Here is a 25,193-nt window from a genome sequence, read left to right as displayed (position 1 = left end):
GGGGCAAAGGAATACGCCAATAAAGGAATAAAAACGAGGCCCGCCACTACCCGTTGAAGGCTTATTAACGAGAAGATCGGACTCAGCTTCATCATACCAGGTAACGCACCCCGCCAAAGGTAAAACCATGAAACACGAACAGACAGGATTATAACCCCTTAAACGGCTGGAATAGAAGGATTATCACCGACCGACGCTAGGTCAAGTCAAGATGTAGTTATATAAATATCCTAATCTAATGAAAAAGGCCGGAGAGCTTTTCGCTCTCCGGCCAATTCAATCATGGACGTTGCTCCCGGATTGAACACCGAGGCTGCTATTAAGCAGTCAGACCTTCAGGTTCAGGCAAGCCGTTTGCGCGGCAAGCCGCGGTGAGCGTGTTCGCAAGGAGGCAGGCGATCGTCATAGGGCCAACTCCGCCGGGAACAGGGGTAATCGCACCAGCGCGTTCTGCCGCAGTGGCGTAGTCAACGTCGCCAACCAGCTTGTTCTTGCCGTCGCGTTCGATCCGGTTGATGCCGACATCGATCACGGTTGCGCCTTCCTTGATCCAGTCACCCGGAACCATCTCGGGGCGACCAACTGCGGCGACCACAATATCAGCACGGCGCACAACATCGGGAAGGTCTTTGGTGCGGCTATGCGCGATGGTCACGGTGCAACTGTCGCCCAGAAGCAACTGCGCCATCGGCTTACCCACGATGTTCGACCGACCGATCACTACAGCATCCATGCCGGACAAAGAGCCGTGGTGATCGCGCAACATCATCAGACAGCCCAGCGGAGTGCACGGCACCATTGACTTCTGACCTGTTCCCAGCAGGCCCACATTCGAGATGTGGAACCCGTCCACATCCTTTGCCGGATCGATCGAGTTGATCACCAGATCTTCGTTCAGATGCTTGGGCAGCGGCAGTTGCACCAGAATGCCGTGCACCGCAGGGTCATTGTTCAGTTTGTCAATCAGCGCCAGCAGGTCCGCCTCGGACGTGTCCACATCCAGCTTGTGCTCGTACGAGTTCATGCCGACCTCGACGGTCATCTTGCCCTTAGAACGGACATAGACCTGGCTGGCCGGGTCTTCGCCCACCAGAACCACCGCCAGACCGGGGGTGATGCCGTTCTCTTCTTTCAGCTTTGCAACCTGGTCAGCCACCTGCGCGCGCACTTTGGCGGCAAAGGCCTTTCCGTCGATAACCTGCGCTACCATTCTTTGATCCCTTCTTTCACAAAACGGATCGGGCGCACTAGGCGCCCGTTTCTTCAGTCTGGGCCGAGCACGCGTTCTTCGCGGGCAATCGACCAATCAATCAGTATACGCCAGAGCTTTTCGGCAAGATCGGGGTCCATACCCAACTCATCCGAGCTCTTGCGGACGCGCTGCACCACATCTTCGACACGTTCCGGGATGCGGGCTGGCAGGCCCTCGCCGGGTTTCAGCTGCGACGCGCGGTCGATATAGGTTGCGCGCTTTACCAGCAACCCAATCAATTGGCGGTCCAGCTTGTCGATCTGAGGCCGCAATTCCTTCATCGAATGACAGTCTTGCGGAGGTATCAGAGTGGGCATTTTGGTCTCCTGCGGCCCGGGGATATCCCCGGACCACGAGATGTCTTATTTGAGCGCTTAGAACAAGCCCTCGATCTCACCTGCGTCGTTAAGGCAGATGGTTTCGGCGGCCGGTTTGCGCGGCAGACCGGGCATGGTCATGATCTCACCGCAGACAACGACGATGAAACCAGCTCCGGCGCTCAGGCGAACCTCACGCACCGGAACCGAATGGCCGGTGGGCGCGCCGCGCAGCGACGGATCGGTCGAGAACGAATACTGGGTTTTCGCCATGCAGACCGGCAGGTTGCCATAGCCTGCTTCTTCCCATTCGCGCAGCTGGTTGCGGATCTTGTTGTCGGCCAGAACTTCGTCGGCGCGATAGATACGCTTGGCGATAGTTTCGATCTTCTCGAACAGCGGCATGTCGTCTGGGTAGATCGGTGAGAAGTTCGCGGCACCATTTTCGACGATTTCGACAACTTTTTCGGCCAGAGGCGCAGAGCCATCCGAACCCAGCTCCCAGTGACGCGACAGGATTGCCTCAACACCATGCTCGCCGCAGTAGTCCTTGACCGCCTGAACTTCGTCATCGGTGTCGGTGACGAAGTGGTTGATCGCGACGACAACCGGAACACCGAAGGATTTGACGTTTTCGATGTGGCGACCCAGGTTGGCACAACCTGACTTCACAGCGTCAACGTTTTCCGCACCCAAGTCAGCCTTGGCCACGCCGCCATTCATTTTCATCGCGCGCACGGTGGCAACCAGTACCACTGCCGAAGGAGCAATACCCGCCTTGCGGCACTTAATGTTCATGAACTTCTCGGCACCGAGGTCAGCACCAAAGCCCGCTTCGGTGACAACATAGTCGGCCACTTTAAGCGCGGTCTTGGTTGCGATGACTGAGTTACAGCCGTGCGCGATGTTCGCGAACGGGCCGCCGTGGACGAAGGCCGGGTTGTTTTCCAGCGTCTGCACCAGGTTCGGCTGCATCGCGTCTTTCAGCAGAACGGTCATTGCACCTTCTGCCTTGATATCGCGGCAGTAAACCGGGGTCTTGTCGCGGCGGTAAGCAACAATAATGTCGCCCAGACGCTTCTCCAGATCTTTCAAGTCGTTTGCCAAGCAGAGGATCGCCATGACTTCGGACGCCACGGTGATGTCAAAGCCTGCTTCACGCGGGAAACCATTCGACACGCCGCCCAGAGACGCCGTGATCTGACGCAGAGCACGGTCATTCATGTCGACGACGCGGCGCCATGCAACGCGGCGTGTGTCGATTTCCTGCTCGTTACCCCAGTAAATGTGGTTGTCGATCATCGCCGACAGCAGCGAGTGGGCCGAGGTGATGGCGTGGAAGTCACCTGTGAAGTGCAGGTTCATTTCTTCCATCGGAACAACCTGCGCGTAACCGCCACCTGCGGCGCCGCCCTTCATGCCGAAGTTCGGGCCAAGCGAAGCTTCGCGGATACAGATCATCGCGTTTTTGCCGATGCGGTTCAAGCCGTCGCCCAGACCTACGGTGGTGGTGGTCTTGCCTTCACCTGCGGGAGTTGGGTTGATCGCGGTCACCAGGATCAGTTTGCCGTCTTCGCGGTCCTGTACCGAGTTGATGAAGTCCTGGCTGACTTTGGCCTTGTCATGGCCGTAAGGCAGCAGATCATCGCTGGAGATACCCAGCTTCGCGCCGATTTCCTGAATCGGCTTTTTGTTCGCCTCGCGGGCAATCTCAATGTCGGATTTGTAGCTCATTGGGCAGGGTCCCTGATTGAATTCCGTGCAAAACCGACGCACGGGCGTCGGCGCTGCGCAACATATACTGACGTACACAACTCTGATGGCTAAGGATTCCGACATTTTCATGCCGCGAAACGGCGTTGCGAGAAATCGTAATGCGCAAATCGGAAACGGATTGAACCTAAGGGTTCCAAAGGGGCTGATCCGGCACAAACAATTGCATCTTGTCGCCGCGTTTCAGAGCCCCCGGACGTTCGACCCAAGCCGTTATCCCGCGTCGCCCTTTGGCCGCAGGTTTGAATGCCGCCCCGTAACCAGTGTGATCCGCCTCGATCTCACGGCCCGGAAGAACGCAGGGGGCGTTTTCCATGTCCACAGTGATCGTTAAACCGCTCTCGGCCTGCAACCGCGAAGATGGAGGGATATGAGAGAAATCGGGAATGCCCTTCAGGACAATCGAAGCCCCAAGGTAAGACGGATCAAGCGTTGCCAACTCCATCTCAGCCGCAATATCACCCAATTCCTCTGCCGACAGCACTGACAGTTGCCGCACATTCCGGATCTCGGTGCCCTTTTGATAGAGATTCGCTACTCGAACACAGGACGCCCTATTGAGCCCCTGATGCCGTTCCCCCTGAACGCCATCAAAATTCAGGTCCAAATCGTTGACAGGCTTGGCCCGCAAAGACTGGCCTGCTGGAACATGGCCCAGCCATACCACCTCGGCTGAATATTCTGTTTCACGCAAGAATGGCATGAGGCGCCCCCCTTCAATCACAGGTTAGCAGGCATAATGCCTAGCAAAGCCCTGATGAAAAGAGAAAACCCGGAGGCTGGCTCCGGGTTTTGCAATTATGCAGTGGGTTCTGGTTCCATCCCGCCATCTGGCGGCGATTTCTTGGACTTGGTCTTCGGGATGGCAGTTACGCTGGGGGCGTTGCCCTCATCGGGGCTGTCACCCTCATCATCGCTTTCGGTGGGCGGTTCGCCATTCATGACGCGCTTGATCTCCTCGCCGGTCAGGGTCTCATACTCAAGCAGGCCTTGCGCCAGTCGCTCCCATTCCTCGTTCTTGTCGGTCAGGATCTTGTGCGCGCGTTCATAGCCTTGCTGGATCAGGCGCTTTACCTCTTCTTCGATCAGCTCTTTGGTATGGGCCGATACCGAGAACCCGGCGGTGTTGCCCTGATAGCCTTCATGCGCCTCGGCATAGTCGATGTTGCCGACCTTGTCGGACATGCCCCAGCGCATCACCATGGCGCGCGCCAACTGGCTGGCCTGCATGATATCGCCCGCAGGGCCATTCGAGACGTGGTCCTCACCATACTTGATCACTTCAGCGGCTTTACCGGCCATGGTCATGGCCAGCTTCTGCTCACACTCATCGCGATGATAGTTCAGACGATCCATTTCGGGCAGCGACACAACCATACCCAGCGCTCCACCGCGCGGAATGATGGTCGCTTTATAGACCGGATCGCACAGCGGCAGTTCCAGACCCACAACGGCATGGCCGGCCTCGTGATAGGCGGTTTTTTCCTTCTGGTCCTGCGTCAGCACCATCGAACGGCGCTCGGCCCCCATCATCACCTTGTCTTTGGCGTTCTCAAAGTCCTCCATGGTGACAAAGCGACGACCGACGCGGGCGGCCATCAATGCGGCCTCGTTCACGAGGTTCGCCAGATCAGCACCCGAAAAGCCCGGCGTGCCGCGCGCGATAATGCGCAGGTCGACATCGGGACCCAGAGGCGTCTTGCGCGCGTGCACGCCCAGAATCTTTTCGCGGCCTTTGATGTCGGGGTTGCCAACAGTCACGTTGCGGTCAAACCGGCCCGGACGCAGCAGCGCAGGGTCCAGAACGTCCTTCCGGTTGGTGGCCGCCAGAATGATCACGCCTTCATTGGCCTCGAAACCGTCCATCTCAACCAGCAGCTGGTTGAGAGTCTGTTCGCGTTCGTCGTTACCGCCGCCATAGCCAGCACCACGATGGCGCCCCACGGCGTCAATTTCGTCGATGAAGACGATACAAGGCGCGTTCTTCTTGGCTTGCTCGAACATGTCACGCACACGCGATGCACCAACACCAACGAACATTTCAACGAAATCGGAACCCGAGATCGTAAAGAACGGCACACCCGCCTCGCCCGCAATCGCACGGGCAAGCAGCGTCTTACCAGTGCCCGGAGGGCCAACCAGCAGCGCGCCTTTGGGAATCTTACCGCCCAAACGCGAAAATTTCTGCGGGTTGCGCAGGAATTCCACGATCTCTTCCAGCTCTTCCTTGGCCTCGTCGATGCCCGCAACGTCGTCGAACGTCACCCGGCCATGCTTTTCGGTCAGCATCTTGGCCTTGGACTTGCCAAAACCCATCGCACCACCTTTGCCGCCACCCTGCATCCGGTTCATAAAATAGACCCAGACACCGATCAGCAGCAGGAAAGGCAGCAGCGTGATCAGGAACGACTGGAAACCCGATTGCTGCTGTTTTTCAGCACGTACGGGGATGTTCTTGTCGATCAGCAGCTTCGTCACCTCGGCATCGGTGGGTTTGATGGTGACAAAGTCCTGATTCTCATTCGTGCGATAGCGGATCTGTTCGCCATCCAGCGTCACGCTGGTGACGTCTCCGGCGTCCACGGCGCTGACGAATTCGGAATAGGTGCGTTCATTGTTCTGAAGCGACCCGCTGGGTCCACTGAACAGGTTGAACAGTGCCAGGATCAGCAGAAACAGAACGACCCAGAAGGCGATGTTGCGAGCGTTGCCCAAGGAAAATCTCCCGAAAGGTTTCGGCAGGTGGGGACCTGCCGGGGTTGTTCCTTAAAATAGAGAGGATTGTGGCAGGTTCAATGAGATAAAATCACCGCATCGAAGTCGGACCTTTCTGGAAGTAGTTCAGCCCGCCATTCGTTTGCAAAACCGACCAGGGGTGCAGCCAATAGCGTGCCTTCGGCCCAGACCGAGGGCGTCGACAACACTGCAGCGCGAGGTTTGCCCACAGAGCGCCAGTTTTCCAGCTGCAATATACCATCCTCACCAAGCGCCCGGATTTCCGCATCTTCAGTTTTTGGCCCGGATATAATCCAACGCCTGTCCCAAGGTTCTGAGGGGCGCGCGTGCTGATTGCTGACGGCGTTTAGCTCTCTGCAAATCCAAGTTTTTTTGCCTTCCGGGATTAAAATGCATCCCCCCAGGGTGGCCGTCTGAGCAGACGAAATCGCATCCAACACTTGATCCACCGCTTTGTGTCGTGGCGGATACTCTCCCCCTGCGATCCATGAAACAGACGCGGTCACAAGCCGACGACGGATTTCTTCGGGCAGAGTTTCGAAACCTTCGCGATCAATGCAAAGATCGCCATCCGTCACCGTCATGCACCGTAAAGCGGATTCTTGCGCGTATTGCGCCAATGCTTCACGCGCTTGCGCCATATTTTCAGCGACCCGTGATAATGACTCTGCCGTGATCCCGATTTGATTTAATCCGGAAAGTGCCTGGCGGGCTTTGATCCGGTCAAAACGAGGGTCCTGATTCGACGGATCATCAATCCACGAAATACCTTGCACAGTCAGATATTCCCGAAGATCGGAGCGTGTCGTGGACAGCAATGGGCGCAGCAATGTGACCAGACCTTCTTTTCGCGATACAGCCATGGCCGAAAGCCCCGAAACGCCCGAAGCACGGGCCAGCCGCATCAGTACCGTTTCAGCCTGATCATCCTCCGTGTGGCCCAGCGCAACTGCCTCTAGGCCCTTCGATTCGGCCCACGCGACCAGCAACCGGTATCTCGCACGCCGCGCCTGATCCTGCAGATTTCCGGATCCATCCCACCCCTGCCATTTCAGCGTTTCATGAGGAATGCCTAAGCGCTGCGCCAGTGTCGCGACGGCCAAGGCCTCTGAGGCAGATTCAGCTCGCAGACCGTGATCAACGGTCGCCGCAAACAGCTCGATCTGCTCTTGTCGCGCGATATCAACAAGTAATCGCAACAGGGCAGTCGAATCACTGCCCCCTGATACCGCCACCCCCAGACGGCGCGGCAGTGGATCGGGCAGACCTGCCCGCAAATTGGCCCGAAGCGTATCGGTGTCAGAGGTCAAGAACAGCCCAGTGTTGCCATTTCTTGTGTGGCCGAAGCAGCTGGTGCCGAGGTCGGGAACCGTACGCCAACTTCGCCGAGGGTGATGCAAGCCTGATCGGTTTGGCCCAGCTGTCCAAGCGCTGCGCCCAACTCAAACAACGCCTCGGGTGCCAGAGGCCCTTCGGAGTCGCCCGTGAAGCTGGCCAGAAAGGCGCGCGCCGCTTCGCGTGTATCGCCTACCCCTTTCAGCGCCTGCCCGCGCCGCAGGTTGGCTTGGCTCGCCAGCGGGCTGCCCGGATAGGACTGGTCGAATTGCGCAAACAGATCGGCCGCGGTCTGGAAATCTCCATCCACCAGGGCCTGCGAAGCGGCATCAAAATCCGCTTGTTCACCGACTGCAAGCTCCCCCTGATCAGTGACCGTGGGTTGCGTAGGGTTGGGGGTGGGTGCCACAGCCACATCGGTCGATGTCTCACCACCCAGCGTTGAGGTTTCGCCCAGCGCGCTCAGATCACCGCCTTCAAGTTCAACCAGACGAAACTCCAAATCACCTATACGATTGGTGCCATCGGTCACGACATTCTGCACCCTTTGGTTCAACTGCTCGGTCTGGCGTGTCAGGCGCTGCAATTCTGCCTCGATCGCATCAACGCGCTCAAGCACGGAACTGCCGGACAGGTTTGGCGCGGGGGACCCAGTGGTTGAAAACTCGCGCTTGAGACGCTGAATTTCCACATGCAGCACGGTTAATTCCTGACGGATATCCGCCAGCGTCTGCTGATCCTGAGCCTGTGCCACACCAGCGACGGCCACAACCGCCGCCAGAACCAATCCTGCAATTCGCATCATCTTACCCCAAGGTTGAACCGGTCAGCACCGTCACCGCGCGGCGGTTTTTCGAATAGCAATCCTCGGTGCTGCAAATTTCGATCGGGCGTTCCTTGCCATAGCTTACGGTGGTCAACCGGTTGCCTGCCACCCCGCGTGAGATCAGATACTCCCGCGCTGCATTGGCCCGACGAGCTCCAAGCGCAAGGTTGTATTCGCGCGTGCCCTGCTCGTCTGCATGGCCTTCGATATTGGCGACAAAGTCCGGGTTGGCGAGCAGCCAATCGGCCTGCCCTTGCAGAATCGTTTGCGCCTGCGGGCTGAGCGTGGACTGATCGACCGCGAACAGAACCCGGTCACCAACTGTCTGCTGGAAATAAGCCGGTGAGCGCGGATCACTGGGTGAGCCCGGAACCAGCGCGCCGCTGCCACCAGCGCCGCCACCCAGAGCCGACGGATCATTATTGGAACAGGCCGCAATCAGGGTCAGCGCCCCAATTGCCGCGACTTTGCTCAACAGTTTCATCTCAAGTGCCTCGTGTTTCGTTGTTTATTGCCGCGCTTCTACCACATTGCGGGTTTGTTGTGAACTTTACCTGCTGTCTGTTCCGATCAATTCTGCAGTGGCCCCCAAGACGGGTCGCTACCGCCATCCGGCGTTCTAACAGGACGCAAGTTACGGCCCGAAATATCCACAGAGTAAAGCGTCGATCGACCGCTTGCCCCCTGCGTTTCGCGGGTGAACATGATGACCCGCCCGTTTGGCGACCATGTGGGACCTTCGTCCAGGAACGAGGCGGTCAAAAGGCGCTCTTCGCTGCCATCCGTGCGCATAACACCGATGTGGAAGCGACCTTTGTTCTGCTTGGTAAAGGCAATCAAGTCCCCGCGAGGAGACCAGACCGGCGTGCCATAGCGGCCTTGCCCAAAACTGATCCGCGTTTCCTCGCCTCCGTTGGCGGGCATGATGTAAAGCTGCGGAGTGCCCGACCGGTCGCTTTCAAACACGATCCGACTGCCATCTGGCGCATAGCTTGGTGCAGTTTCAATCGCGGGCGTATTGGTCAGTCGCACGCTTTGGCCCGAGGCCAGATCCATTTTCCACAAATCCGTGTTTCCGCCTTGGGTCAACGAATAAACAATTGAACGACCATCCGGAGAGAAGCGCGGTGAGAAACTCATGGTGCCTTCCTGCGTTTTCAACTCCTGCCGCTTCACGCGGCCGACATCCAGAACGTAAATACGCGGCTGACCGGTCTCGTAGCTGGTATAGAGCAACTGGTCGCCCGTCGGTGAGAACCGAGGCGCCAGAACAATCGCTGCGCTGTCGGTCAGATACTGCACATTAGCGCCGTCGTAATCCATTATGGCCAACCGTTTGCGCCGTTGATCCTTTGGGCCGCTCTCCGACACGAACGCGACACGGCTGTCGAAATAGGCGCCCTCTCCCGTGATCCGGGTATAAACCTGATCCGCGACCTTATGCGCCATGCGCCTCCAACCGTCGGTTGTTCCTGCAAACTGCAAACCGTTGCCGAGTTCCTGCCCCGAGAAGACATCCCAGACCCGGAACCGGACCGTCAGGCGCTTGCCCGACACGTTGACCGCCCCTGTCACCAGTGCTTGAGCGTTGATCGCCTTCCAATCAGCGAACTGTACCGGCGCGTCAAAACTGCTGACGCGGCTGATATATGCATCCGACGAGATTTCACGAAACAGGCCCGTTCCGGTCAGGTCAGACACGACCACCCGCGAGATATCTTGTGCATATTGTGCCGCCGAGGGACCGTCAGGCACAAAGCTTGGCACGGCAAACGGCATAGGTTCGATGATCCCTTCATCGATTTCCAGACGCAGCGGGCCACTTTGGGCGTAGGCCGAGGTCGAAAGAAGGGTCAGGCCAATTAAGAGGCTGGTCAGAAGTTTCATCATTTGATCCGCATCCTCTCGGGATTGAATGTAATCTCAATATCCTGCCATTGATCGTATTTGTCAGCAGGTAGGTCATATCCTTTAGACCCACAGCGCAAAATTGCGCGGCGCGCAGCTTCGTAGGCTTGTTTTGCTGATGCGGCCGAGCCGCCTGTACTGTCGAGTAGCTGCAAACTGCCGCCAACCACTTTGCCATCTCGGGTTAACGAAAACCCGACAACAACCACAGTTTCCAGCGCATCCGTCGACAGGGACCCGACATTCCAACACCGCGACACCGCAACCCGCATCGCGTCTTTTTCACCGCTAGTCAGTGGGGGGCCCGAAGGTTCGGTGCCATTGCCCAATGCTTCGGCCAAGGCGTCATTTATCGCTTGCTCGTTTTGCGCGGGTTCAGTCGGCGCGGGCTCGGGCGTTTCTGCAACCTCAGGCTCTGGCTGGGGTGCCGGTCGGTTCGGGCGCACGCGCGGACGAGGAGAGGTTCGCGGGGCCGGATCTTCGACTTCTTCCGCCTCGGTCACGATCTCGGGCGCGGCCTCTTCTGGAGCCGTTTGATCCTGCTGTTCTTGTTGGATTTCCGCCCCTTCATCCAGCGAAACCGGAGGGGTTTCAATGTCATCCGGCTTGGCCTCAGGCGGAGGAGGAGCAATCTGCTCGGGCGCGATCTTATCCGCAGGGCTTGGTTCTGCCTCTGGGCCCGGAGGCGCAGGAAGCGCCGCCAGCTCAGGCTCGGGCTCTTCAAGCGTTGGAGGCTGTTCTATCAGTTCGGGTTCAGGTGGGATTTCCACTGTTTCTGTTTCTGGTTCTGGTTCCGGTTCCGGATCCGGTTCGGGTTGAGCAACCTGCTCAGGTTCGGGCGTATCTTCCGGCGTCGGGTCCAGTATTTCGATCTCATCAGGTTCTGCAGGCTGTTGCAGTTCAGCCGGGTCAGTCGGCACCTCGGGTGCCTCGCGTTGCGCGGTCATGGCCGCAAACTGCTCAGCCGAGATCACCGAGACATCCTGTACAGCCATCGGCAGCGGCTCGGACCGGAAGGTCCCGCCGATCAGCGCCCAGCCAATCAGGCTGACATGCGCAATTGCCGAAATCTTGGTGCCGGTATCCACCGCGCAGCCTCACTCTCACCCTTCGTCCAGCGTTGGCCCGCCGGTATCGGTCACAAGGCCTACGTTGGAAAACCCACCCGCGTTCAAAGCGCCCATGACCTGCATCACTTGCGCGTAGGGAATCGCGCCGTCAGCACGCAAGAACACACGGTCGCTGCTGCGCTCAGCTGCGATCGCGCGCAGCTTACCGATCAGTTCTTCGCGCAGCACATCCGTGGTCTGGATCTGCACGCGCCCATCTGCGGTCAGGGTCACGGTCAGCGGCTCTTCGTTGTCACCGGGTAAGGCACTTGCGGCAGTCTTGGGCAGATCGACAGGTACGCCGACGGTCAACAATGGGGCCGCCACCATAAAGATGATCAGCAACACCAGCATGACATCAACAAAGGGCGTCACGTTGATCTCGGCCATCGGTTGGGCGCGCCCGCGCCGCCGTCCGCGCCTGCGTCCGTTCCCGCCCGAGTTCTGCTGAACTGCCGCACCCATCGTCAGCTATCCAACTGACGCGACAGGATAGTGGCGAATTCATCGGCAAAGGCCTCGTAGCCGCCGACGATGCGGTCACTGTCTGCGCTGAGTTTATTATAGAATATCACCGCCGGGATCGCGGCCAGCAAGCCAAGACCGGTGGCCAGCAACGCCTCGGCAATACCCGGGGCCACAACGGCGAGGTTTGTGTTCTGCTGCTCGGCAATCTCGATAAAGGCATTCATGATGCCCCAAACGGTGCCAAACAGGCCGATAAACGGCGCTGTCGATCCGACAGTGGCCAGAATGGGCAACCCTTTTTGCAGCCCCTCAGCCTCTTTCGCGATCGCCACGTCCATCGAGCGATCGATCCGCGCCGTCGCCCCTGCGATCAAGCCGCCATCGGTGCGGTGCGAGCGTCGCCACTCGATCATCCCCGCCGCGAAAATCTTCTCGGAACTGCCATCGGGCTGGGTTCCGATCCGTTCGAACAGCTCATCCAGCGGATTGCCAGACCAGAAGCTTTCATCGAATACCTGCGCCTCGCGCCGCGCGGCTCGGTAGTTGATCAGTTTCTGAATGATAATGCCCCAGGACCAGATGGATGCACCGATCAGCATCAACATCACCAGTTTGACGATAAAGGTCGCGCGGGCATACAGCCCCCACATGGAGAAATCGATCTCCTGCGCCAGCGCCAGCGTTTCAGCTTCCATGAACCTGCTCTTTGTTTTGCCTGATGGCCATTTGGCCTTGTTTTGCCAAACGCTAACGCAGATGGAGATGAAAAGCCAACAGAACCACCCCGGAGGCTGAAAATGTTACATCAATGCGCGAATCTCTGCCGGAAGACGAACGGGCTTACCTTGCGCATTCATGCAGACAGCCGTTACCTCGGCGCGGAAAATCTCGGTCTCGCCACGCTTGACCAATTGCGACATTGTCAACCGAGCGCCCGATAGCGAAACCATCTCGGTCTCGACCATCAGCTCGTCTTCAAACCTAGCGGCGGCGAGATAATCCGCCTCGATCCGCCGCACGACCCAGACAATGCCTGCGTCCCGCATCGCGTTCTGATCATTGCCCAGCTTCAGCACCCAGTCTGACCGGGCGCGTTCGATGAACTTCAGATAATTCGCGTGATACACCACCCCGCCCATGTCGGTGTCTTCGTAATACACGCGAACCGGGAAGAGGTGTTTCATTGCGGCGGCTCCAATCTGGCAAACAAGCGCAACGCATGAGAGGCATCCTGCGCCGCACCGGGCAAAATCGGATCGTAGGCGGCGCGGATCAAGGCGGCAATATCAGGCCGCAAGATCGTCGCGTCACCAGCAATCGCCAGAGGTGAGGCGCTGCGAAAAGCTGTGTCGGACCAAAGCAGGATCGTTTGTACAACCTGGCTTAACGCCAGCGTTTCTGCCGGCACTTTCGACAGCTCTTTGTCCATGCGCAAAAACACAAATGCCGCGCGGATAGCGCCGTCATCCTCGAACCGAAATATGCGATACTGATTGGCATCGGCAGCCACCAGCCGGTCAACCAGTGGGGCCAGATCCGGGATCAGGCGATCCAGATCGGGCACGTCCAACAATTCCTGCCACTCACGGAAGAAGAACACCATGCAATTGGCACCCAGTTCGGGATCCGTCTCGGCCATCTTGTGATTTGCCAGAGTGACAACCGCCTCGAACGCACCTTTTACGGTCGACAGCGTTTCATCCTCGACACCAAACACGATGGGCACGATGGGTCTGCCCCAGCGCGCAAACAGAAACTCACCGCTATCGCGTGTGAACAGCGCCTCAATCTCATCGGGTGTCACGCCCCAGTCCTTCTTCTCGATTTAGATACGACCGCCTGAGGCTTAAAATCTAATGCGCCCCACTTCAACCAAACAGATCGCTCTGTCCTTTGGGTGCAGCCATCCCCAGATGCGTCCATGCCTTTTGCGCCAGCATCCGTCCGCGCGGAGTGCGCTGGATCAGGCCTTGCTGCAGGAGATAAGGCTCGATCACCTCTTCCAGCGAATCCCGGCTTTCGGACAACGCCGCCGAGAGTGTTTCAATCCCCACTGGCCCGCCCGCATAGTTTTCGGCAATCAGCTTCAAATACCGGCGGTCGGCCCCGTCCAGACCAAGGTTATCGACCCCCAGCCGGGTCAGTGACCCATCCGCCAAGTCGCGCGTAATCCGCCCATCGCCTTCAACAATGGCAAAATCCACCACGCGTCTCAGCAGACGACCGGCGATCCGTGGTGTTCCACGAGACCTGCGCGCGATCTCACGCGCGCCTTCGTCATCCGCAGGTGCGCCCAGTTTGCGGGCATTGCGGGTGACGATCTCGTGCAACTCGTCGACCGTATAGAACTGCAGCCGGGTCGGGATGCCAAACCGATCGCGCAACGGCGTGGTCAGCAACCCCATCCGCGTTGTCGCCCCGACCAGCGTAAATGGCTGCAGCTCGATCCGTACAGTCCGCGCCGCCGGACCTTCACCAATGACAAGATCCAGCTCGAAATCCTCCATCGCGGGGTACAGCACCTCTTCGACCGCCGGGTTCAGACGGTGAATCTCGTCGATGAACAAGACATCCCGCGATTCCAGATTGGTCAGGATCGCCGCCAAATCCCCTGCCTTGGCCAGAACCGGCCCCGACGTCATGCGGAAATTCACTCCCAATTCGCGCGCCATGATCTGCGCCAGCGTTGTCTTACCCAGCCCCGGAGGGCCATGGAACAGCGTGTGGTCCATCGCCTCACCGCGCTGGCGGGCCGATTGGATGAAGATGCGCAGGTTGGCGCGCGCCTCGGCCTGACCAATGAACTCATCCAGGCCCTGCGGGCGCAGGGCGCGATCATTGTCCTCGGGCATCGGCTCGGGGCGCAGGGCGGGATCGGCGTCTACCATTCAGTTACCCTTTCACTCAGCCTTTGGGGGCCAGTAGCTTCAGCGCGGCGCGTATCAGATCGGCCTCGCCCGCATCTGGCATATTGGCCGCTGCCTCGGCCACGGCCGATGCCGCCTCGGACGGTCCATAGCCCAGATTGCCCAACGCCGACAGCGCATCGGCAGAAGCAGCGGAAGCGCCCGAGGCCGGTTTCGCCACCCGTTTCGGTACAGGCGCAGGCTCGGTCGTCTCAACCACTTCAAGTGCCGGGCCATCCATCGCTTCGGTCACCGTGCCGCCCATCGCCATCACACCCGGGGCCTTGTCCTTGAGGTCAAGCACGATCCGCTGCGCGGTCTTGGGGCCGACACCCTTTGCGGCCTTCACGGCCCCCCAGTCGCCCAAGGCAATCGCGCGGCTGACACCATCGGGCCCCAGCGCACTAAGAATGGCCAGCGATACCTTCGCACCCACACCCTGAACCGAGCACAGCAGACGGTGCCATTCCTTCTCGACCAAGGACAGAAAACCATAAAGCTGCATCAGGTCTTCGCGCACGACCATATCGGTGTAGATCGACATTGCCTCACCCACCCCCGGCAGGGCCGCCATGGTCCGGTCAGAGCAATAGACGATATAGCCGACCCCCCGCACGTCGATCAGTACGTGATCCGCGGCGCGGTAATCCAACCGTCCAGTAAGCTTGCCGATCATGCGCGTACCTCTTTCATCCGTGCCTGTGGTGCGGCGCCATAGTAGGAATGGCAGATTGCAATCGCCAAAGCATCCGCAGCATCGGCCCCTTTGGGGGAACAACCGGGTAGTTGAAGTTTGACCATATGCAGAACCTGCTCTTTTTCGGCGTGGCCGACGCCCACCACCGTTTTCTTGACGCGGTTGGGGGCGTACTCGCCAACCGGCAAACCCGCCTGTGCAAGTGTCAGAAGCGCAACACCACGCGCCTGACCCAGTTTCAGTGTACCGGCCCCATCTTTGTTGACGAAGGTCTGTTCAATTGCCGCCTGATCTGGATTGTGCTCGGCGATGACTTCGACGATTTGATTGTGTAGCGACAGCAGCCTTTCCCCCAGATCATCACCATCGGATTTGCACAATCCATTCGCAACGTGGCTCAGGCGGCTGCCATGCGATTCGATGACGCCCCATCCCAAGGTTCTAAGCCCTGGATCAATGCCCAGAATTCGCATGTTTTGTCTCGGCCTGCTCGGGTTTGTGTGATCTTTTTTCATCGACTAGCACGAAGCGTGAACATTTTCCAAGGAAATCAACTCAGGGTCCAAAACCGACATTCATGTCGCCTCCGGTTCCTCGCGGCCTGTTTGCGACCGGGTTAGGTTCGTTTTCGACGCTTATCCGATCGAACTTTAACCAATGATTTAAGGGGTTTTCATCAATTTCGAGCGTTGCAAAAAATGCATAGGACACATGCAATTTCTGCGCTTGCGCACGGCGAAACTCATCACTAGATGCCGCTCAGATCGCAAGATCAGAGTTTAACACAAACCAGAAGGAAACAGGATATGGCTGCACTGGATACCACCCGCACCACCACTGGCTCATTCGGCCTCGTCGGCCGTATCGGCGCACTTTTTGCATCGGTTGTAAACGCCGTTGTTGAATGGAATGACGCCCGCGCAACCCGTAACGCGCTGAACGGTCTTTCTGACCGCGAACTGGACGATATCGGACTATGCCGCGGCGACATCGACGTTGTCGCCGAAGGCCGCCGTTACTGAGATAACGGACTACCGCATACGCCCCTTCCTCCTCCCTGTGGGGCAAACAGAAACACCGCACGCCGTGAGGCATGCGGTGTTTTTATTAGGAGGGTGCAAGATATCCGGTTAGAACCATACCTTGTTCAGTTGGCTCGAGAAAAACGCGGTCACCGGATCGGCCTGCATGATCCAGGCGCCAGCTTTCTCAACCGGCGTGCCCTGATTCAGGCTTTCAACACGCGTTTCGTACGCAGTCGGGCCAAGATGAGACAGTAAAAAGGCCTTGAAGGCAAAGAAGCCAACCAAACACAGCAACAAAACCCTCGCTGGAACTGCTGAACGCATACGCTGTGGTTTCATCACCACCAGCCCGTCTGAGCGCAACGTGGCGCGATAGCCGCGGCTGAGTTTCTGGTGCTTTTTGTTCAAACGCGAGATGCGTTGATCGAATTCGAGTTGTTTTCCTGTCATGGCAGCCTCCGAAAACCGCCCCCCGAGTGCATTGAAAGACGGTAATTAGAGAATGCGACAAAAACGTGGCAAAAATCCACAAAACTCCCGTAAATGGCCTAAATTCAGCCCTGTTTGCTTAAGATTAGCGTCGCCCACTCACCAATCCGATCCTGGCGAACCAGATTGAAGCCGTTTTGGAGATAAACCGAGATCACGTCATCGGCCTGTTCATTGAGGATTCCCGATAGAATCGCTTGTCCACCCCCCCGCAGGTTCGCCGAAATTTCAGGCGAAAGGGCCACGAGCGGACCTTTTAGGATATTGGCGAATATCAGATCGTAAGGCGCACGCGCCTTCAGATCCGGGTGATCGAAACCTGCCGCTTCAACGCATTTAACCGCACCCGCCATACCGTTCGCCCGAAGGTTGGCCTCGGCCACGTCGACGGCAACCTCATCAATGTCGCTGGCGACAATATCGCCCTCCCAGACCCGCGCTGCGGCCATCGCCAATACGGCGGTGCCACAGCCGATGTCGGCAACCTTGCTGGCCGTAAACCCATCATCCAGAAGATGGTCCAAAGCCGTGAGGCAACCAAGCGTTGTCCCATGGTGCCCTGTGCCAAAGGCCATCGCAGCTTCGATCAGCAGCGGAATGCGGCCTTCGGGCAGTTTGTCGGCATCATGGCTTCCATAAACAAAAAACCGACCGGCCTCGACCGGGGCTAGTTCGCGGCGGACATGGGCGACCCAATCCGTTTCGGGCAGTTCCGAGACCACAAAGGGCTTGGCCACGAACGCGGCGGCCAGAACCGCCAGCGCGGTTTCATCCGGGGTTTCGGTAAAATAGCCGCCGACTTCCCACAGGCCCGAGCCATCCTCGACCTCGAACACGCCGACGCCGGTTGGTTCCGGGTCCAGCCGTTCCATCGCCTCGCCCAATCCTTCGGCGGCTTTCTTGCCGGTCAAAGTGGTCAGAGCAGTGAATGTTGGCATGGGGGCCTCCTGTTTCGATCGAAACAGCGCCTAGGGGCACCGACCGCCAAGGTCAAGCGGAGTCGCTTATTCGGCGGGCGCGGGGGCGTATTTCGACAGGATGGTTTCGTTGCCCGGTTCCGGATGACGCGGGATCAGTAGTGACAGCAGAAGCGAGATGATCGCCATTGCAGCGGCCAAACCAAACACTGCGCCGGGCGAAACGACCCATAGCAGACCTAAAAGTGCTGGCAGGAAAACAGCGGCGATATGATTTATGGTAAATGCCACCGCCGCAGTGGGCGCAATATCCGCCGGGTCGGCGATCTTCTGGAAATAAGTTTTCAAAGCCAACGCCAGAGCAAACAGCACATGGTCGATCACATAGAGAATCGCCGCCAGCAGCACGCCCCAGCTAAACCAGTAGATGCCGCCATAGGCTGCGAAAACGATCGCGAGCCCGGCATATTCAAAGATCAGCGTGCGGCGTTCGCCAAACCGCGCGACTGCCTTGCCCAGCAGCGGAGCCGCCATCATGTTGATCATCAGATTGATCAAGTACAGGCTGGTCAGTTCGTGCACTTCAAAGCCGAATTTCTCGACCATCATGAAACCGGCGAACACGACAAAAATCTGCCGCCGCGCGCCCGCCATGAACTGTAATGCATAATACAGCCAGTAGCGGCGGCGTAGGATCAGCTTCTTGGTCTGCGGCGTCGGCGCGTCGAATTGCGGGTAAGCGATCAGGCAAAACAATGCCAGCAAGGCCGTCACGCCGCCCGCCGCCATGAACACGAAGTTATAGGACAGGTCGAAGCGGTCCCATGTCAGAACGATCAACCCATAGACCACAGCCGTCGCAGCCGAGCCCATAGCCACCAGCCAGCCAAGCACCTGCGGCGCACGGTCTTTAGGCAGCCATTGCAGCTGCAGTGACTGGTTCACCGTCTCATAGTAGTGAAACCCGATCGAGCTGAACAGCGTCACAAACAGCAGCCCGCCAAGGCTGGGAAACCAGGCCGTCACCGCCGTCGCCACGCCCAACATCATCAATGAGATCATGGCCAGTACCTGTTCGCGGATGAAAATGATCACCGCGATCACGCCAACGGCCAGAAAGCCCGGAATCTCGCGTACCGTGTGCAAAAGCCCGATATCCGCCCCGTCGAAGTTCGCCGCCTCGATGACGAAATTGTTCAGCAATGCACTCCACGCGTTAAACGCGATCGGCATGGTCAACGCCATCACGAACAAGAGCGTCATAGGGCGGCGCCAGAGCGGAAGACTCTGCGCCTCAGACAAGGGCATGGGTTTCAGCATGAGGATGCTCTACGCCCATTTGTACTTTTTGGCGAGGGGAAAGCGGCCGGCGCACAGCGGCTCTGCACTGATGCAGGGGTCAGTAGAAGCTTTGCGGATCGATATCCACGGTCAGGCGGATATCGCCTTTCAACTTCAACGGGGCGATCCAGCGGGCGATGGCGTCCTGAATAGGCGCACCTTTCGGGGCTCTGACTAACAGCCGGACGCGGTGACGCCCGCGTATGCGCGCGATCGGGGCTGGAGCAGGGCCAAATACCTGAGCACCAACATCGCGCAACGGCGCATCGTTGCGCGCCATGGCGTTGCCGATGTCGAAGACCGGCCCGACCTCGGGGCCAGACAGGACAATCCCGGCCATTCGACCATAAGGCGGCACCCCGGCGGCCTGACGCCCGGCGGCTTCAGCCTTCCAGAACCCTTCTTCATCGCCCGATAGAATCGCCCGGATCACCGGATGTTCCGGCTGGAATGTCTGCAACAACGCCTGCCCCGGTTTTTCCGCACGACCTGCCCGGCCCGCCACCTGCCGCATCAATTGAAAAGTTCGTTCCGCCGCGCGCAGGTCAGCACCATGCAGGCTAAGGTCCGCATCGATCACCCCAACCAGTGTCAGCTTTGGAAAATTATGTCCTTTGGCCACGAGTTGCGTCCCGATAACGATATCCGCATCGCCTTCGGCAATCTCTTCGATCTTGGCCTTCAGGGCACGAGCCGAACCAAACAGATCAGAGCTGAGCATAGCGATTTTGGCTTCAGGGAACGCCGCCTCGGCTTCTTCTGCCAGCCGTTCAATCCCGGGTCCGACCGGTGCCAGTTTACCCTCGACCCCGCAGGATGGGCAGGCCTCTGGCATTGGCTTGGTCTCACCACATTGATGGCACATCAGACGCTTGAGGAACCGATGTTCAACCATTCGCGCGTCGCAATGATCGCAGGCAATCTGCTCCCCGCACGCCCGGCATAGTGTCACGGGCGCATAGCCACGGCGGTTGATGAACAGCAGTGACTGCTCTTCGCGTTCGATACGCTGTTGCACCGACTGCCGCAGCGAGGGGGAAATCCAAGTCCCGGCCTGCATCTGCTCGGCGCGCATGTCGATCGGCTTCATTTCGGGCAGGACTGCTGCACCAAAACGCGAGGTCAGGTCCAGCCGTTCGTATTTACCCGCCTCGGCATTGGCCCAGCTTTCCAGTGAAGGCGTCGCGCTGGCCAGAATCACCCGCGCTCCGCAGATGGCCGAACGCAGAACGGCCATATCCCGCGCACTATAATGCACCCCATCTTCTTGTTTGTACGAGGTGTCGTGTTCTTCATCGACAACTACGAGACCAAGATCGCGAAATGGAAGAAACAGTGCTGACCGGGCCCCAACGACCAGTTGCGCATCACCCTGACCGACCATCCGCCAAACCCGGCGACGTTCGGTCATGGTCGCGCCCGAATGCCACTCAGCCGGACGCGCACCAAATCGCGCCTCGACACGGGTCAGAAATTCAGCCGTCAGCGCGATCTCGGGCAGCAAGACCAGTGCTTGCCGCCCCACGCGCAGGGCCTCGGCGACCGCCTCAAGATAAACCTCGGTCTTGCCCGAGCCCGTCACCCCTTTCAGAAGAGTCGTTCCATAATCTCCCGTCCGTTGCCCGGTCTGAAGCCGCATCACGGCCTCCGCCTGATCTTCGGTCAGGTCCTTTCCCGGCAATTCTGGATCAAGATGAGGATAGGGAAGATCACGCGGGCTGTCCTCTTCACGCACAGCGTTCTGTTTGACCAACCCCTTGATGACCGAAGATGTGACCCCCGCTTGCTCGGCCAGTTCCTTCAGCGTAAAGGCCAAGCCGCCATAGTCTCGCAAAACTTCAAGTACCCGCATTCGTGCGTCGGTCATTCGGTCCGGTTGACCACCGCCCAAACGATAAACCTTGCGCATTGAGGGCGGATCGCCCAACCCCGGCGCGCGCGTTGCTAGCCGCAGCATCGCAGGCATCGGCGTCAGGGTGTAGTCAGCCACTTTCCCCAGAAACACCCGCATTTCTTCACGCATCGGCGCGACCTCAAGCACCCGGTTCACCGATCGCGCCTTGGCCAGATCAAAACCACCCTGCCCCGGCCCCCAAACCACACCCAAGACTTTGCGCGGGCCCAAAGGCACCTCGACAAACGCCCCAAGAAAGCACCCGCCCTCGGGCGCTTTGTAATCCAACGTCCGGTCCAGCGGCTGCGTGGTCAGCACCGCAACCAGCTCTCCTTCGTCGAAAAATCCGTTAGCGCTCACGGTATATCCTTCGCAGGGGGTTCCAGCATGGGTCTCTTTGAGGTAAAGCCATCCGCGACCAAGGCCAACCCATCAAAGGACTGCCCTCATGAAATTCTTCGTAGACACCGCCGAGATCGATGCCATCGCCGAACTGAACGATCTGGGCATGGTGGACGGCGTAACCACCAATCCCTCGCTGATCCTGAAATCGGGCCGCGACATTCTGGAAGTCACCAAAGAGATCTGTGATCTGGTCGACGGCCCCGTCTCGGCCGAAGTTGTCGCCACCGAGGCCGAAGACATGATCGCCGAAGGCCGTAAGCTGGCCAAGATCGCGCCCAACATCGCAGTCAAAGTACCGCTGACATGGGCTGGTTTGAAAACCTGTAAAACACTGACCGACGAAGGCCAGATGGTCAACGTGACCCTGTGCTTCTCGACCAATCAGGCCATTCTGGCCGCCAAGGCGGGCGCGACCTTCATCTCGCCCTTCATCGGACGTCTGGATGATATCAACCTCGATGGCATGGACCTGATCGCAGATATTCGCCAAGTTTATGACAATTACGGGTTCGAGACCGAAATCCTCGCCGCCTCGATCCGCACCGTAAACCACGTGACCGACAGTGCCCGCATCGGGGCTGACGTGATTACCGCACCTCCGGGCGTGATCAAAAAACTGGCCGACCACCCGCTGACCGACAAAGGCCTTGAAACTTTCCTTGCCGACTGGGCCAAGACAGGTCAGAAAATCCTCTGATCCCAAGCATTGCCGCGCGGTACCATCAGGCACCGCGCCCGGCCCAACGGCAAAAGCTGATCTTTGATCAGCGCCGGGCAGGCGGGAGCGCCCGCCACAGCAGCGATGAAATTCGCCTTTCGCGTGCATTTTTCCCAAGGCAAATCCAGCAACCCATGTTATAAGCCCGCCAAACAAAAAAAACGACCGGACGGGACATGAGCAGCGATCCTAAACTCAAGGACAATCTCCGCGCCGCAATTCTGGCTGAGCCTGACGCCGTGCTGGATGACAAAGACCTGATGCAGGCCTTGGTGGCTGCAAATGAGCAGGCGCGTGGTGACAACGTTATCGACCTGCGCGGTATCGCCATGCAGCGGCTTGAGGCGCGTCTTGACCGCCTTGAGGACACTCATCGCTCAGTCATCGCGGCGGCGTATGAGAACTTGGCGGGCACAAATCAGGTGCATCGCGCCATTCTTCGCCTGTTGGAGCCCACCGTGTTCGAGGATTTCCTGCGCGCGCTAGGCAATGACGTGGCCGAAATCCTGCGAGTCGATCACATCACTCTGGTCCTCGAAACAACCGTCGTACGTGATGATCCGGTGGTGAACCAGCTCGGCGGCGTGCTGACTGTGGCTGAGCCCGGCTTTATCGATAGCTATCTGACCGCTGACCGCAACGGTCAGCCGCGCGAGGTTACCTTGCGCGAAATCCGCCATCCCAATCCGCAAGTTTACGGTAAACAAGCCGATCAGCTACGATCCGAGGCCTGCCTGAAACTCGATCTTGGCACTGGCCGCCTACCCGGCATGATTGTCATGGGCGCGCGCGATCCGAGGCATTTCTCACCTCAGCTTGGCACTGATCTTCTTGCCTTCTTTGCCGGCGTGTTCGAACGCTCTATGCGCCACTGGCTGTCGTGAGCCTGATTTCCCCAGCCTGCCGCGATGCTCTGCAGCATTGGCTGGACAGTCTGGGGGCGCTGGCGGGGCGGTCTGAAAATACGCTCAACGCCTATCGCGGCGACGTGACAGAATTCCTGTCCTTCATGACCTTGCATCACAGCGAGCGCCAAGGGCTGGCCGCGCTGGAACGCATCAGCGTTTCTGACATGCGGGCCTGGATGGCAGAGCAGCGAAATTCTGATGTCGGCGCGCGATCTCTGGCGCGCAAGCTTTCTGCCGTCAAAACCTTCTATCGCTGGTTGGCCGAACGCGAAGGGTTCGAACCTACTGCGGTGCTGTCCACCCGAGCGCCCAAATTTACCAAGAAACTGCCCCGACCTCTGGCCGAAGATGCCGCGCGCGCAATGATCGACACGGTCGAGCTACAATCCTCATCGGACTGGGTCGCTGCACGGGATGTTGCAGTTGTGACGCTCCTCTACGGGTGCGGGTTGCGGATTTCCGAGGCGTTGTCTTTGACCGGTGTGGACGCTCCTCTGCCAGAAACGCTGCGCATATCGGGTAAGGGCGATAAGGAAAGAATCGTACCGGTCTTGCCTGCCGCTCGGGCTTCGGTGGATCGCTATCTTCACCTCTGCCCACATCCGCAATCCCCTGATAAGGCGTTGTTCCGAGGTGTCAGGGGCGGCCCGCTCAACCCCGGAATCATTCAGGCTGTGGTCGCCAAGGCACGGATGCAACTTGGCCTTCCCGCAACAGCCACCCCGCACGCGATGCGCCACAGCTTTGCCACCCATCTGCTGTCTGCGGGCGGCGACCTGCGCGCGATCCAAGAGCTTTTGGGTCACGCCTCGCTTTCAACCACGCAGACCTATACCGCAGTCGATACGGCCCGGTTGATGGAAGTCTATAACCGCACGCACCCAAAAGCCTGAAGCAAAGACCCTTTTTGCTTTGCATCTGCGCCTTGCTTCCGTCATGACACCACCATGACACTCAGATTCAAAGCGCTTTCCGTTCATCTCTTCACCGCCACAGGTGCCGTTTTCGCAATGCTCGCCATGTTGGCAGCAGTCGAAGAGAAATGGAGCCTGATGTATCTCTGGCTCGTTGTCTCGTTCATCGTCGATGGCATCGATGGCCCGCTGGCGCGGCACTATCACGTTAAGAAGAACGCACCCGAGTTTGACGGAGTCTTGCTGGACCTGATCATCGACTATCTGACCTATGTTTTCATCCCTGCCTTTGCCCTGTTCAAATCGGGTCTGATGGACGGTTGGACCGGCTGGTTTGCAATCATCGTCATCACCTTTGCAAGCGCGATGTACTTTGCGGATACCCGCATGAAAACAAAGGATAATTCCTTCTCTGGCTTTCCAGGCTGCTGGAACATGTTCGTCATTGTGATCTTCGCCCTGGAGCCCAACTTCTGGGTCATCCTGCTGCTGGTCACCTTGCTGTCTGTCGCAATGTTCCTGCCGCTGAAATTCATTCACCCAGTCCGGACCGAGCGTTGGCGCACCCTGTCATTGCCTATGGCTTTTGCGTGGACATTCTTTGCAGGCTGGGCCGCCTGGGTCGACTTTCACCCCGAAAGCTGGGCCCATTGGGGGCTGGTGATCACCAGCTTGTATTTGGTCTCGGCCGGTATTGCGCAGCAGATCATTCCGCCGCGCAAGGCCCGGGATTACAAGACTTCCTGAACCTCGAACTCAGTCCCGTTATGGGTGAACACGTCACCCTCTTGCAGGCCAACCATAGCCAGATAGATCGGGCTTTGGGTCGAAATGCCCATGTAGGTTTTGCCGTCCACCTCAAACCGAGTCGTTGAGACACATACGACGAAGCGGCGATTGTTGAACTTGATTACGGCGCCGGGCTGCACCGTATCCGTGAGGCCAAAATCGGTGTTCTCGATCACGTCAATCTTGGCGTGATGCGCATGAACAGGCGCATCAAAGGCGGCCGCCAGATCTGCATTCTCGCGCGAGGCAGCGATGTCGTCCTTGTCATGCCCTTCTCGGTCATCCAACTGCGAGTCCTTAAGGAAGGCATCATAATGTGCCTGTGCGGTTGCCAGTTCCTGTTCTTCCAAAGACATCAGATGATCGATGATGGCTTTCTTGCGTGCGGCGGGGTCTGTCTGGCCGGTCATTCAATTCGGTCCTTCAAATTCACTATTCGATATAGGTTGGGGCCGTGCCGCTCCGA

The 25,193-nt window shown here is 58.5% G+C and carries 27 protein-coding genes; 5 read left to right on the top strand and 22 right to left on the bottom strand.

What is annotated here, in order from left to right; translation table 11 throughout:
* Nucleotides 1-319: 319 nt before the first annotated feature.
* From folD to ruvC, 17 genes are all read right to left on the bottom strand, one after another.
* Complete coding sequence (gene folD / locus ACR0AY_RS06525; protein ID WP_170397373.1) at nt 320-1,210, bottom strand: bifunctional methylenetetrahydrofolate dehydrogenase/methenyltetrahydrofolate cyclohydrolase FolD; 891 nt, start codon at nt 1,208-1,210, stop codon at nt 320-322.
* 53 nt (nt 1,211-1,263) lie between these two features.
* Nucleotides 1,264-1,569, bottom strand: coding sequence for a chorismate mutase (locus tag ACR0AY_RS06520; protein ID WP_170424305.1), 306 nt, complete (start codon nt 1,567-1,569; stop codon nt 1,264-1,266).
* Between the two features lie 57 nt (nt 1,570-1,626).
* Nucleotides 1,627-3,303: a formate--tetrahydrofolate ligase gene (locus tag ACR0AY_RS06515; protein ID WP_170511397.1), complete on the bottom strand. Its 1,677-nt coding sequence runs from the start codon at nt 3,301-3,303 to the stop codon at nt 1,627-1,629.
* A 166-nt stretch (nt 3,304-3,469) separates the two neighbouring features.
* Nucleotides 3,470-4,045: an MOSC domain-containing protein gene (locus tag ACR0AY_RS06510; RefSeq protein WP_170511399.1), complete on the bottom strand. Its 576-nt coding sequence runs from the start codon at nt 4,043-4,045 to the stop codon at nt 3,470-3,472.
* Between the two features lie 95 nt (nt 4,046-4,140).
* Nucleotides 4,141-6,057: an ATP-dependent zinc metalloprotease FtsH gene (ftsH, locus tag ACR0AY_RS06505; RefSeq protein ID WP_170397380.1), complete on the bottom strand. Its 1,917-nt coding sequence runs from the start codon at nt 6,055-6,057 to the stop codon at nt 4,141-4,143.
* Nucleotides 6,058-6,134: 77 nt separating this feature from the next.
* Nucleotides 6,135-7,388: a tRNA lysidine(34) synthetase TilS gene (tilS, locus tag ACR0AY_RS06500; protein WP_170511401.1), complete on the bottom strand. Its 1,254-nt coding sequence runs from the start codon at nt 7,386-7,388 to the stop codon at nt 6,135-6,137.
* Nucleotides 7,385-8,215 (bottom strand): tol-pal system protein YbgF, encoded by an 831-nt coding sequence (ybgF, locus tag ACR0AY_RS06495; RefSeq protein WP_170511580.1) that lies wholly within the window; start codon nt 8,213-8,215, stop codon nt 7,385-7,387. Before ybgF ends, tilS begins: the two co-directional genes overlap by 4 nt.
* 4 nt (nt 8,216-8,219) lie before the next feature.
* Nucleotides 8,220-8,723: a peptidoglycan-associated lipoprotein Pal gene (gene pal, locus ACR0AY_RS06490; protein ID WP_170397385.1), complete on the bottom strand. Its 504-nt coding sequence runs from the start codon at nt 8,721-8,723 to the stop codon at nt 8,220-8,222.
* 86 nt (nt 8,724-8,809) lie between these two features.
* On the bottom strand, nt 8,810-10,129 hold the full coding sequence (gene tolB / locus ACR0AY_RS06485) for a Tol-Pal system beta propeller repeat protein TolB (RefSeq protein ID WP_170511403.1): 1,320 nt from the start codon (nt 10,127-10,129) through the stop codon (nt 8,810-8,812).
* Complete coding sequence (locus tag ACR0AY_RS06480; protein ID WP_170511405.1) at nt 10,126-11,235, bottom strand: energy transducer TonB; 1,110 nt, start codon at nt 11,233-11,235, stop codon at nt 10,126-10,128. The genes tolB and ACR0AY_RS06480 overlap by 4 nt, the downstream gene beginning before the upstream one ends.
* Before the next feature lie 15 nt (nt 11,236-11,250).
* On the bottom strand, nt 11,251-11,721 hold the full coding sequence (tolR, locus tag ACR0AY_RS06475; protein WP_170511407.1) for a protein TolR: 471 nt from the start codon (nt 11,719-11,721) through the stop codon (nt 11,251-11,253).
* A 2-nt stretch (nt 11,722-11,723) separates the two neighbouring features.
* The gene (tolQ, locus tag ACR0AY_RS06470) at nt 11,724-12,419 is read right to left on the bottom strand and encodes a protein TolQ (RefSeq protein ID WP_170589159.1); all 696 of its coding nucleotides are present in this window, start codon (nt 12,417-12,419) and stop codon (nt 11,724-11,726) included.
* A gap of 105 nt (nt 12,420-12,524) precedes the next feature.
* Entirely contained in the window at nt 12,525-12,908 is a 384-nt protein-coding gene (ybgC, locus tag ACR0AY_RS06465; RefSeq protein ID WP_170511411.1) for a tol-pal system-associated acyl-CoA thioesterase, read from the bottom strand.
* Entirely contained in the window at nt 12,905-13,528 is a 624-nt protein-coding gene (locus tag ACR0AY_RS06460) for a hypothetical protein (RefSeq protein ID WP_170511413.1), read from the bottom strand. The genes ybgC and ACR0AY_RS06460 overlap by 4 nt, the downstream gene beginning before the upstream one ends.
* Before the next feature lie 64 nt (nt 13,529-13,592).
* Nucleotides 13,593-14,612 (bottom strand): Holliday junction branch migration DNA helicase RuvB, encoded by a 1,020-nt coding sequence (gene ruvB, locus ACR0AY_RS06455; protein WP_170397397.1) that lies wholly within the window; start codon nt 14,610-14,612, stop codon nt 13,593-13,595.
* A gap of 16 nt (nt 14,613-14,628) precedes the next feature.
* Nucleotides 14,629-15,306 (bottom strand): Holliday junction branch migration protein RuvA, encoded by a 678-nt coding sequence (ruvA, locus tag ACR0AY_RS06450; RefSeq protein WP_170511415.1) that lies wholly within the window; start codon nt 15,304-15,306, stop codon nt 14,629-14,631.
* Nucleotides 15,303-15,800 carry a crossover junction endodeoxyribonuclease RuvC gene (gene ruvC / locus ACR0AY_RS06445; RefSeq protein WP_170404395.1) on the bottom strand — a complete coding sequence of 166 codons (498 nt, stop codon included), beginning with the start codon at nt 15,798-15,800 and terminating at the stop codon, nt 15,303-15,305. The genes ruvA and ruvC overlap by 4 nt, the downstream gene beginning before the upstream one ends.
* 333 nt (nt 15,801-16,133) lie before the next feature.
* Between ruvC and ACR0AY_RS06440 the strand changes: the two genes are divergently transcribed.
* On the top strand, nt 16,134-16,349 hold the full coding sequence (locus ACR0AY_RS06440) for a DUF1127 domain-containing protein (protein ID WP_170397404.1): 216 nt from the start codon (nt 16,134-16,136) through the stop codon (nt 16,347-16,349).
* 108 nt (nt 16,350-16,457) lie between these two features.
* Here ACR0AY_RS06440 and ACR0AY_RS06435 read toward each other — a convergent pair whose 3' ends face one another.
* The 4 genes from ACR0AY_RS06435 to ACR0AY_RS06420 all read right to left on the bottom strand — a co-directional run bounded on the left by ACR0AY_RS06435 (nt 16,458) and on the right by ACR0AY_RS06420 (nt 21,353).
* Nucleotides 16,458-16,802 (bottom strand): hypothetical protein, encoded by a 345-nt coding sequence (locus tag ACR0AY_RS06435; RefSeq protein ID WP_170397406.1) that lies wholly within the window; start codon nt 16,800-16,802, stop codon nt 16,458-16,460.
* 104 nt (nt 16,803-16,906) lie between these two features.
* Entirely contained in the window at nt 16,907-17,779 is an 873-nt protein-coding gene (locus ACR0AY_RS06430; protein WP_170511417.1) for a 50S ribosomal protein L11 methyltransferase, read from the bottom strand.
* Between the two features lie 66 nt (nt 17,780-17,845).
* Entirely contained in the window at nt 17,846-19,078 is a 1,233-nt protein-coding gene (locus ACR0AY_RS06425; RefSeq protein ID WP_170511419.1) for an MFS transporter, read from the bottom strand.
* A 79-nt stretch (nt 19,079-19,157) separates the two neighbouring features.
* On the bottom strand, nt 19,158-21,353 hold the full coding sequence (locus tag ACR0AY_RS06420; protein ID WP_170511421.1) for a primosomal protein N': 2,196 nt from the start codon (nt 21,351-21,353) through the stop codon (nt 19,158-19,160).
* A gap of 88 nt (nt 21,354-21,441) precedes the next feature.
* Between ACR0AY_RS06420 and fsa the strand changes: the two genes are divergently transcribed.
* The 4 genes from fsa to ACR0AY_RS06400 all read left to right on the top strand — a co-directional run bounded on the left by fsa (nt 21,442) and on the right by ACR0AY_RS06400 (nt 24,685).
* A complete protein-coding gene (gene fsa / locus ACR0AY_RS06415; RefSeq protein WP_170404410.1) occupies nt 21,442-22,095 on the top strand; it encodes a fructose-6-phosphate aldolase in 654 nt (217 codons plus the stop codon).
* A gap of 197 nt (nt 22,096-22,292) precedes the next feature.
* A complete protein-coding gene (locus ACR0AY_RS06410; RefSeq protein ID WP_170397417.1) occupies nt 22,293-23,000 on the top strand; it encodes a DUF484 family protein in 708 nt (235 codons plus the stop codon).
* Complete coding sequence (locus tag ACR0AY_RS06405; RefSeq protein ID WP_170397419.1) at nt 22,997-23,917, top strand: tyrosine recombinase XerC; 921 nt, start codon at nt 22,997-22,999, stop codon at nt 23,915-23,917. Before ACR0AY_RS06410 ends, ACR0AY_RS06405 begins: the two co-directional genes overlap by 4 nt.
* 54 nt (nt 23,918-23,971) lie before the next feature.
* Nucleotides 23,972-24,685: a CDP-alcohol phosphatidyltransferase family protein gene (locus ACR0AY_RS06400; RefSeq protein ID WP_170397421.1), complete on the top strand. Its 714-nt coding sequence runs from the start codon at nt 23,972-23,974 to the stop codon at nt 24,683-24,685.
* Here the strand turns inward: ACR0AY_RS06400 and ACR0AY_RS06395 are convergent.
* Nucleotides 24,670-25,137: a hypothetical protein gene (locus tag ACR0AY_RS06395; protein ID WP_170397423.1), complete on the bottom strand. Its 468-nt coding sequence runs from the start codon at nt 25,135-25,137 to the stop codon at nt 24,670-24,672. The two genes, ACR0AY_RS06400 and ACR0AY_RS06395, sit on opposite strands and share 16 nt — an antisense overlap.
* Nucleotides 25,138-25,193 lie beyond the last annotated feature (56 nt).

The sequence above is a fragment of the Ruegeria sp. A5 genome, from assembly GCF_056543005.1.
Note: the sequence above shows the minus strand (reverse complement) of the source record. Positions and strands in the feature narration are given on the sequence as shown.

Coding starts and splice junctions, on each gene's coding strand:
- folD (WP_170397373.1), bottom strand. CDS start 1,210: ATGGTAGCGCAGGTTATCGACGGAAAGGCCTTTGCCGCCAAAGTGCGC.
- ACR0AY_RS06520 (WP_170424305.1), bottom strand. CDS start 1,569: ATGCCCACTCTGATACCTCCGCAAGACTGTCATTCGATGAAGGAATTG.
- ACR0AY_RS06515 (WP_170511397.1), bottom strand. CDS start 3,303: ATGAGCTACAAATCCGACATTGAGATTGCCCGCGAGGCGAACAAAAAG.
- ACR0AY_RS06510 (WP_170511399.1), bottom strand. CDS start 4,045: ATGCCATTCTTGCGTGAAACAGAATATTCAGCCGAGGTGGTATGGCTG.
- ybgF (WP_170511580.1), bottom strand. CDS start 8,215: ATGCGAATTGCAGGATTGGTTCTGGCGGCGGTTGTGGCCGTCGCTGGT.
- pal (WP_170397385.1), bottom strand. CDS start 8,723: ATGAAACTGTTGAGCAAAGTCGCGGCAATTGGGGCGCTGACCCTGATT.
- tolB (WP_170511403.1), bottom strand. CDS start 10,129: ATGATGAAACTTCTGACCAGCCTCTTAATTGGCCTGACCCTTCTTTCG.
- tolR (WP_170511407.1), bottom strand. CDS start 11,721: ATGGGTGCGGCAGTTCAGCAGAACTCGGGCGGGAACGGACGCAGGCGC.
- tolQ (WP_170589159.1), bottom strand. CDS start 12,419: ATGGAAGCTGAAACGCTGGCGCTGGCGCAGGAGATCGATTTCTCCATG.
- ybgC (WP_170511411.1), bottom strand. CDS start 12,908: ATGAAACACCTCTTCCCGGTTCGCGTGTATTACGAAGACACCGACATG.
- ruvB (WP_170397397.1), bottom strand. CDS start 14,612: ATGGTAGACGCCGATCCCGCCCTGCGCCCCGAGCCGATGCCCGAGGAC.
- ruvA (WP_170511415.1), bottom strand. CDS start 15,306: ATGATCGGCAAGCTTACTGGACGGTTGGATTACCGCGCCGCGGATCAC.
- ruvC (WP_170404395.1), bottom strand. CDS start 15,800: ATGCGAATTCTGGGCATTGATCCAGGGCTTAGAACCTTGGGATGGGGC.
- ACR0AY_RS06440 (WP_170397404.1), top strand. CDS start 16,134: ATGGCTGCACTGGATACCACCCGCACCACCACTGGCTCATTCGGCCTC.
- ACR0AY_RS06435 (WP_170397406.1), bottom strand. CDS start 16,802: ATGACAGGAAAACAACTCGAATTCGATCAACGCATCTCGCGTTTGAAC.
- ACR0AY_RS06430 (WP_170511417.1), bottom strand. CDS start 17,779: ATGCCAACATTCACTGCTCTGACCACTTTGACCGGCAAGAAAGCCGCC.
- ACR0AY_RS06425 (WP_170511419.1), bottom strand. CDS start 19,078: ATGCTGAAACCCATGCCCTTGTCTGAGGCGCAGAGTCTTCCGCTCTGG.
- fsa (WP_170404410.1), top strand. CDS start 21,442: ATGAAATTCTTCGTAGACACCGCCGAGATCGATGCCATCGCCGAACTG.
- ACR0AY_RS06410 (WP_170397417.1), top strand. CDS start 22,293: ATGAGCAGCGATCCTAAACTCAAGGACAATCTCCGCGCCGCAATTCTG.
- ACR0AY_RS06400 (WP_170397421.1), top strand. CDS start 23,972: ATGACACTCAGATTCAAAGCGCTTTCCGTTCATCTCTTCACCGCCACA.
- ACR0AY_RS06395 (WP_170397423.1), bottom strand. CDS start 25,137: ATGACCGGCCAGACAGACCCCGCCGCACGCAAGAAAGCCATCATCGAT.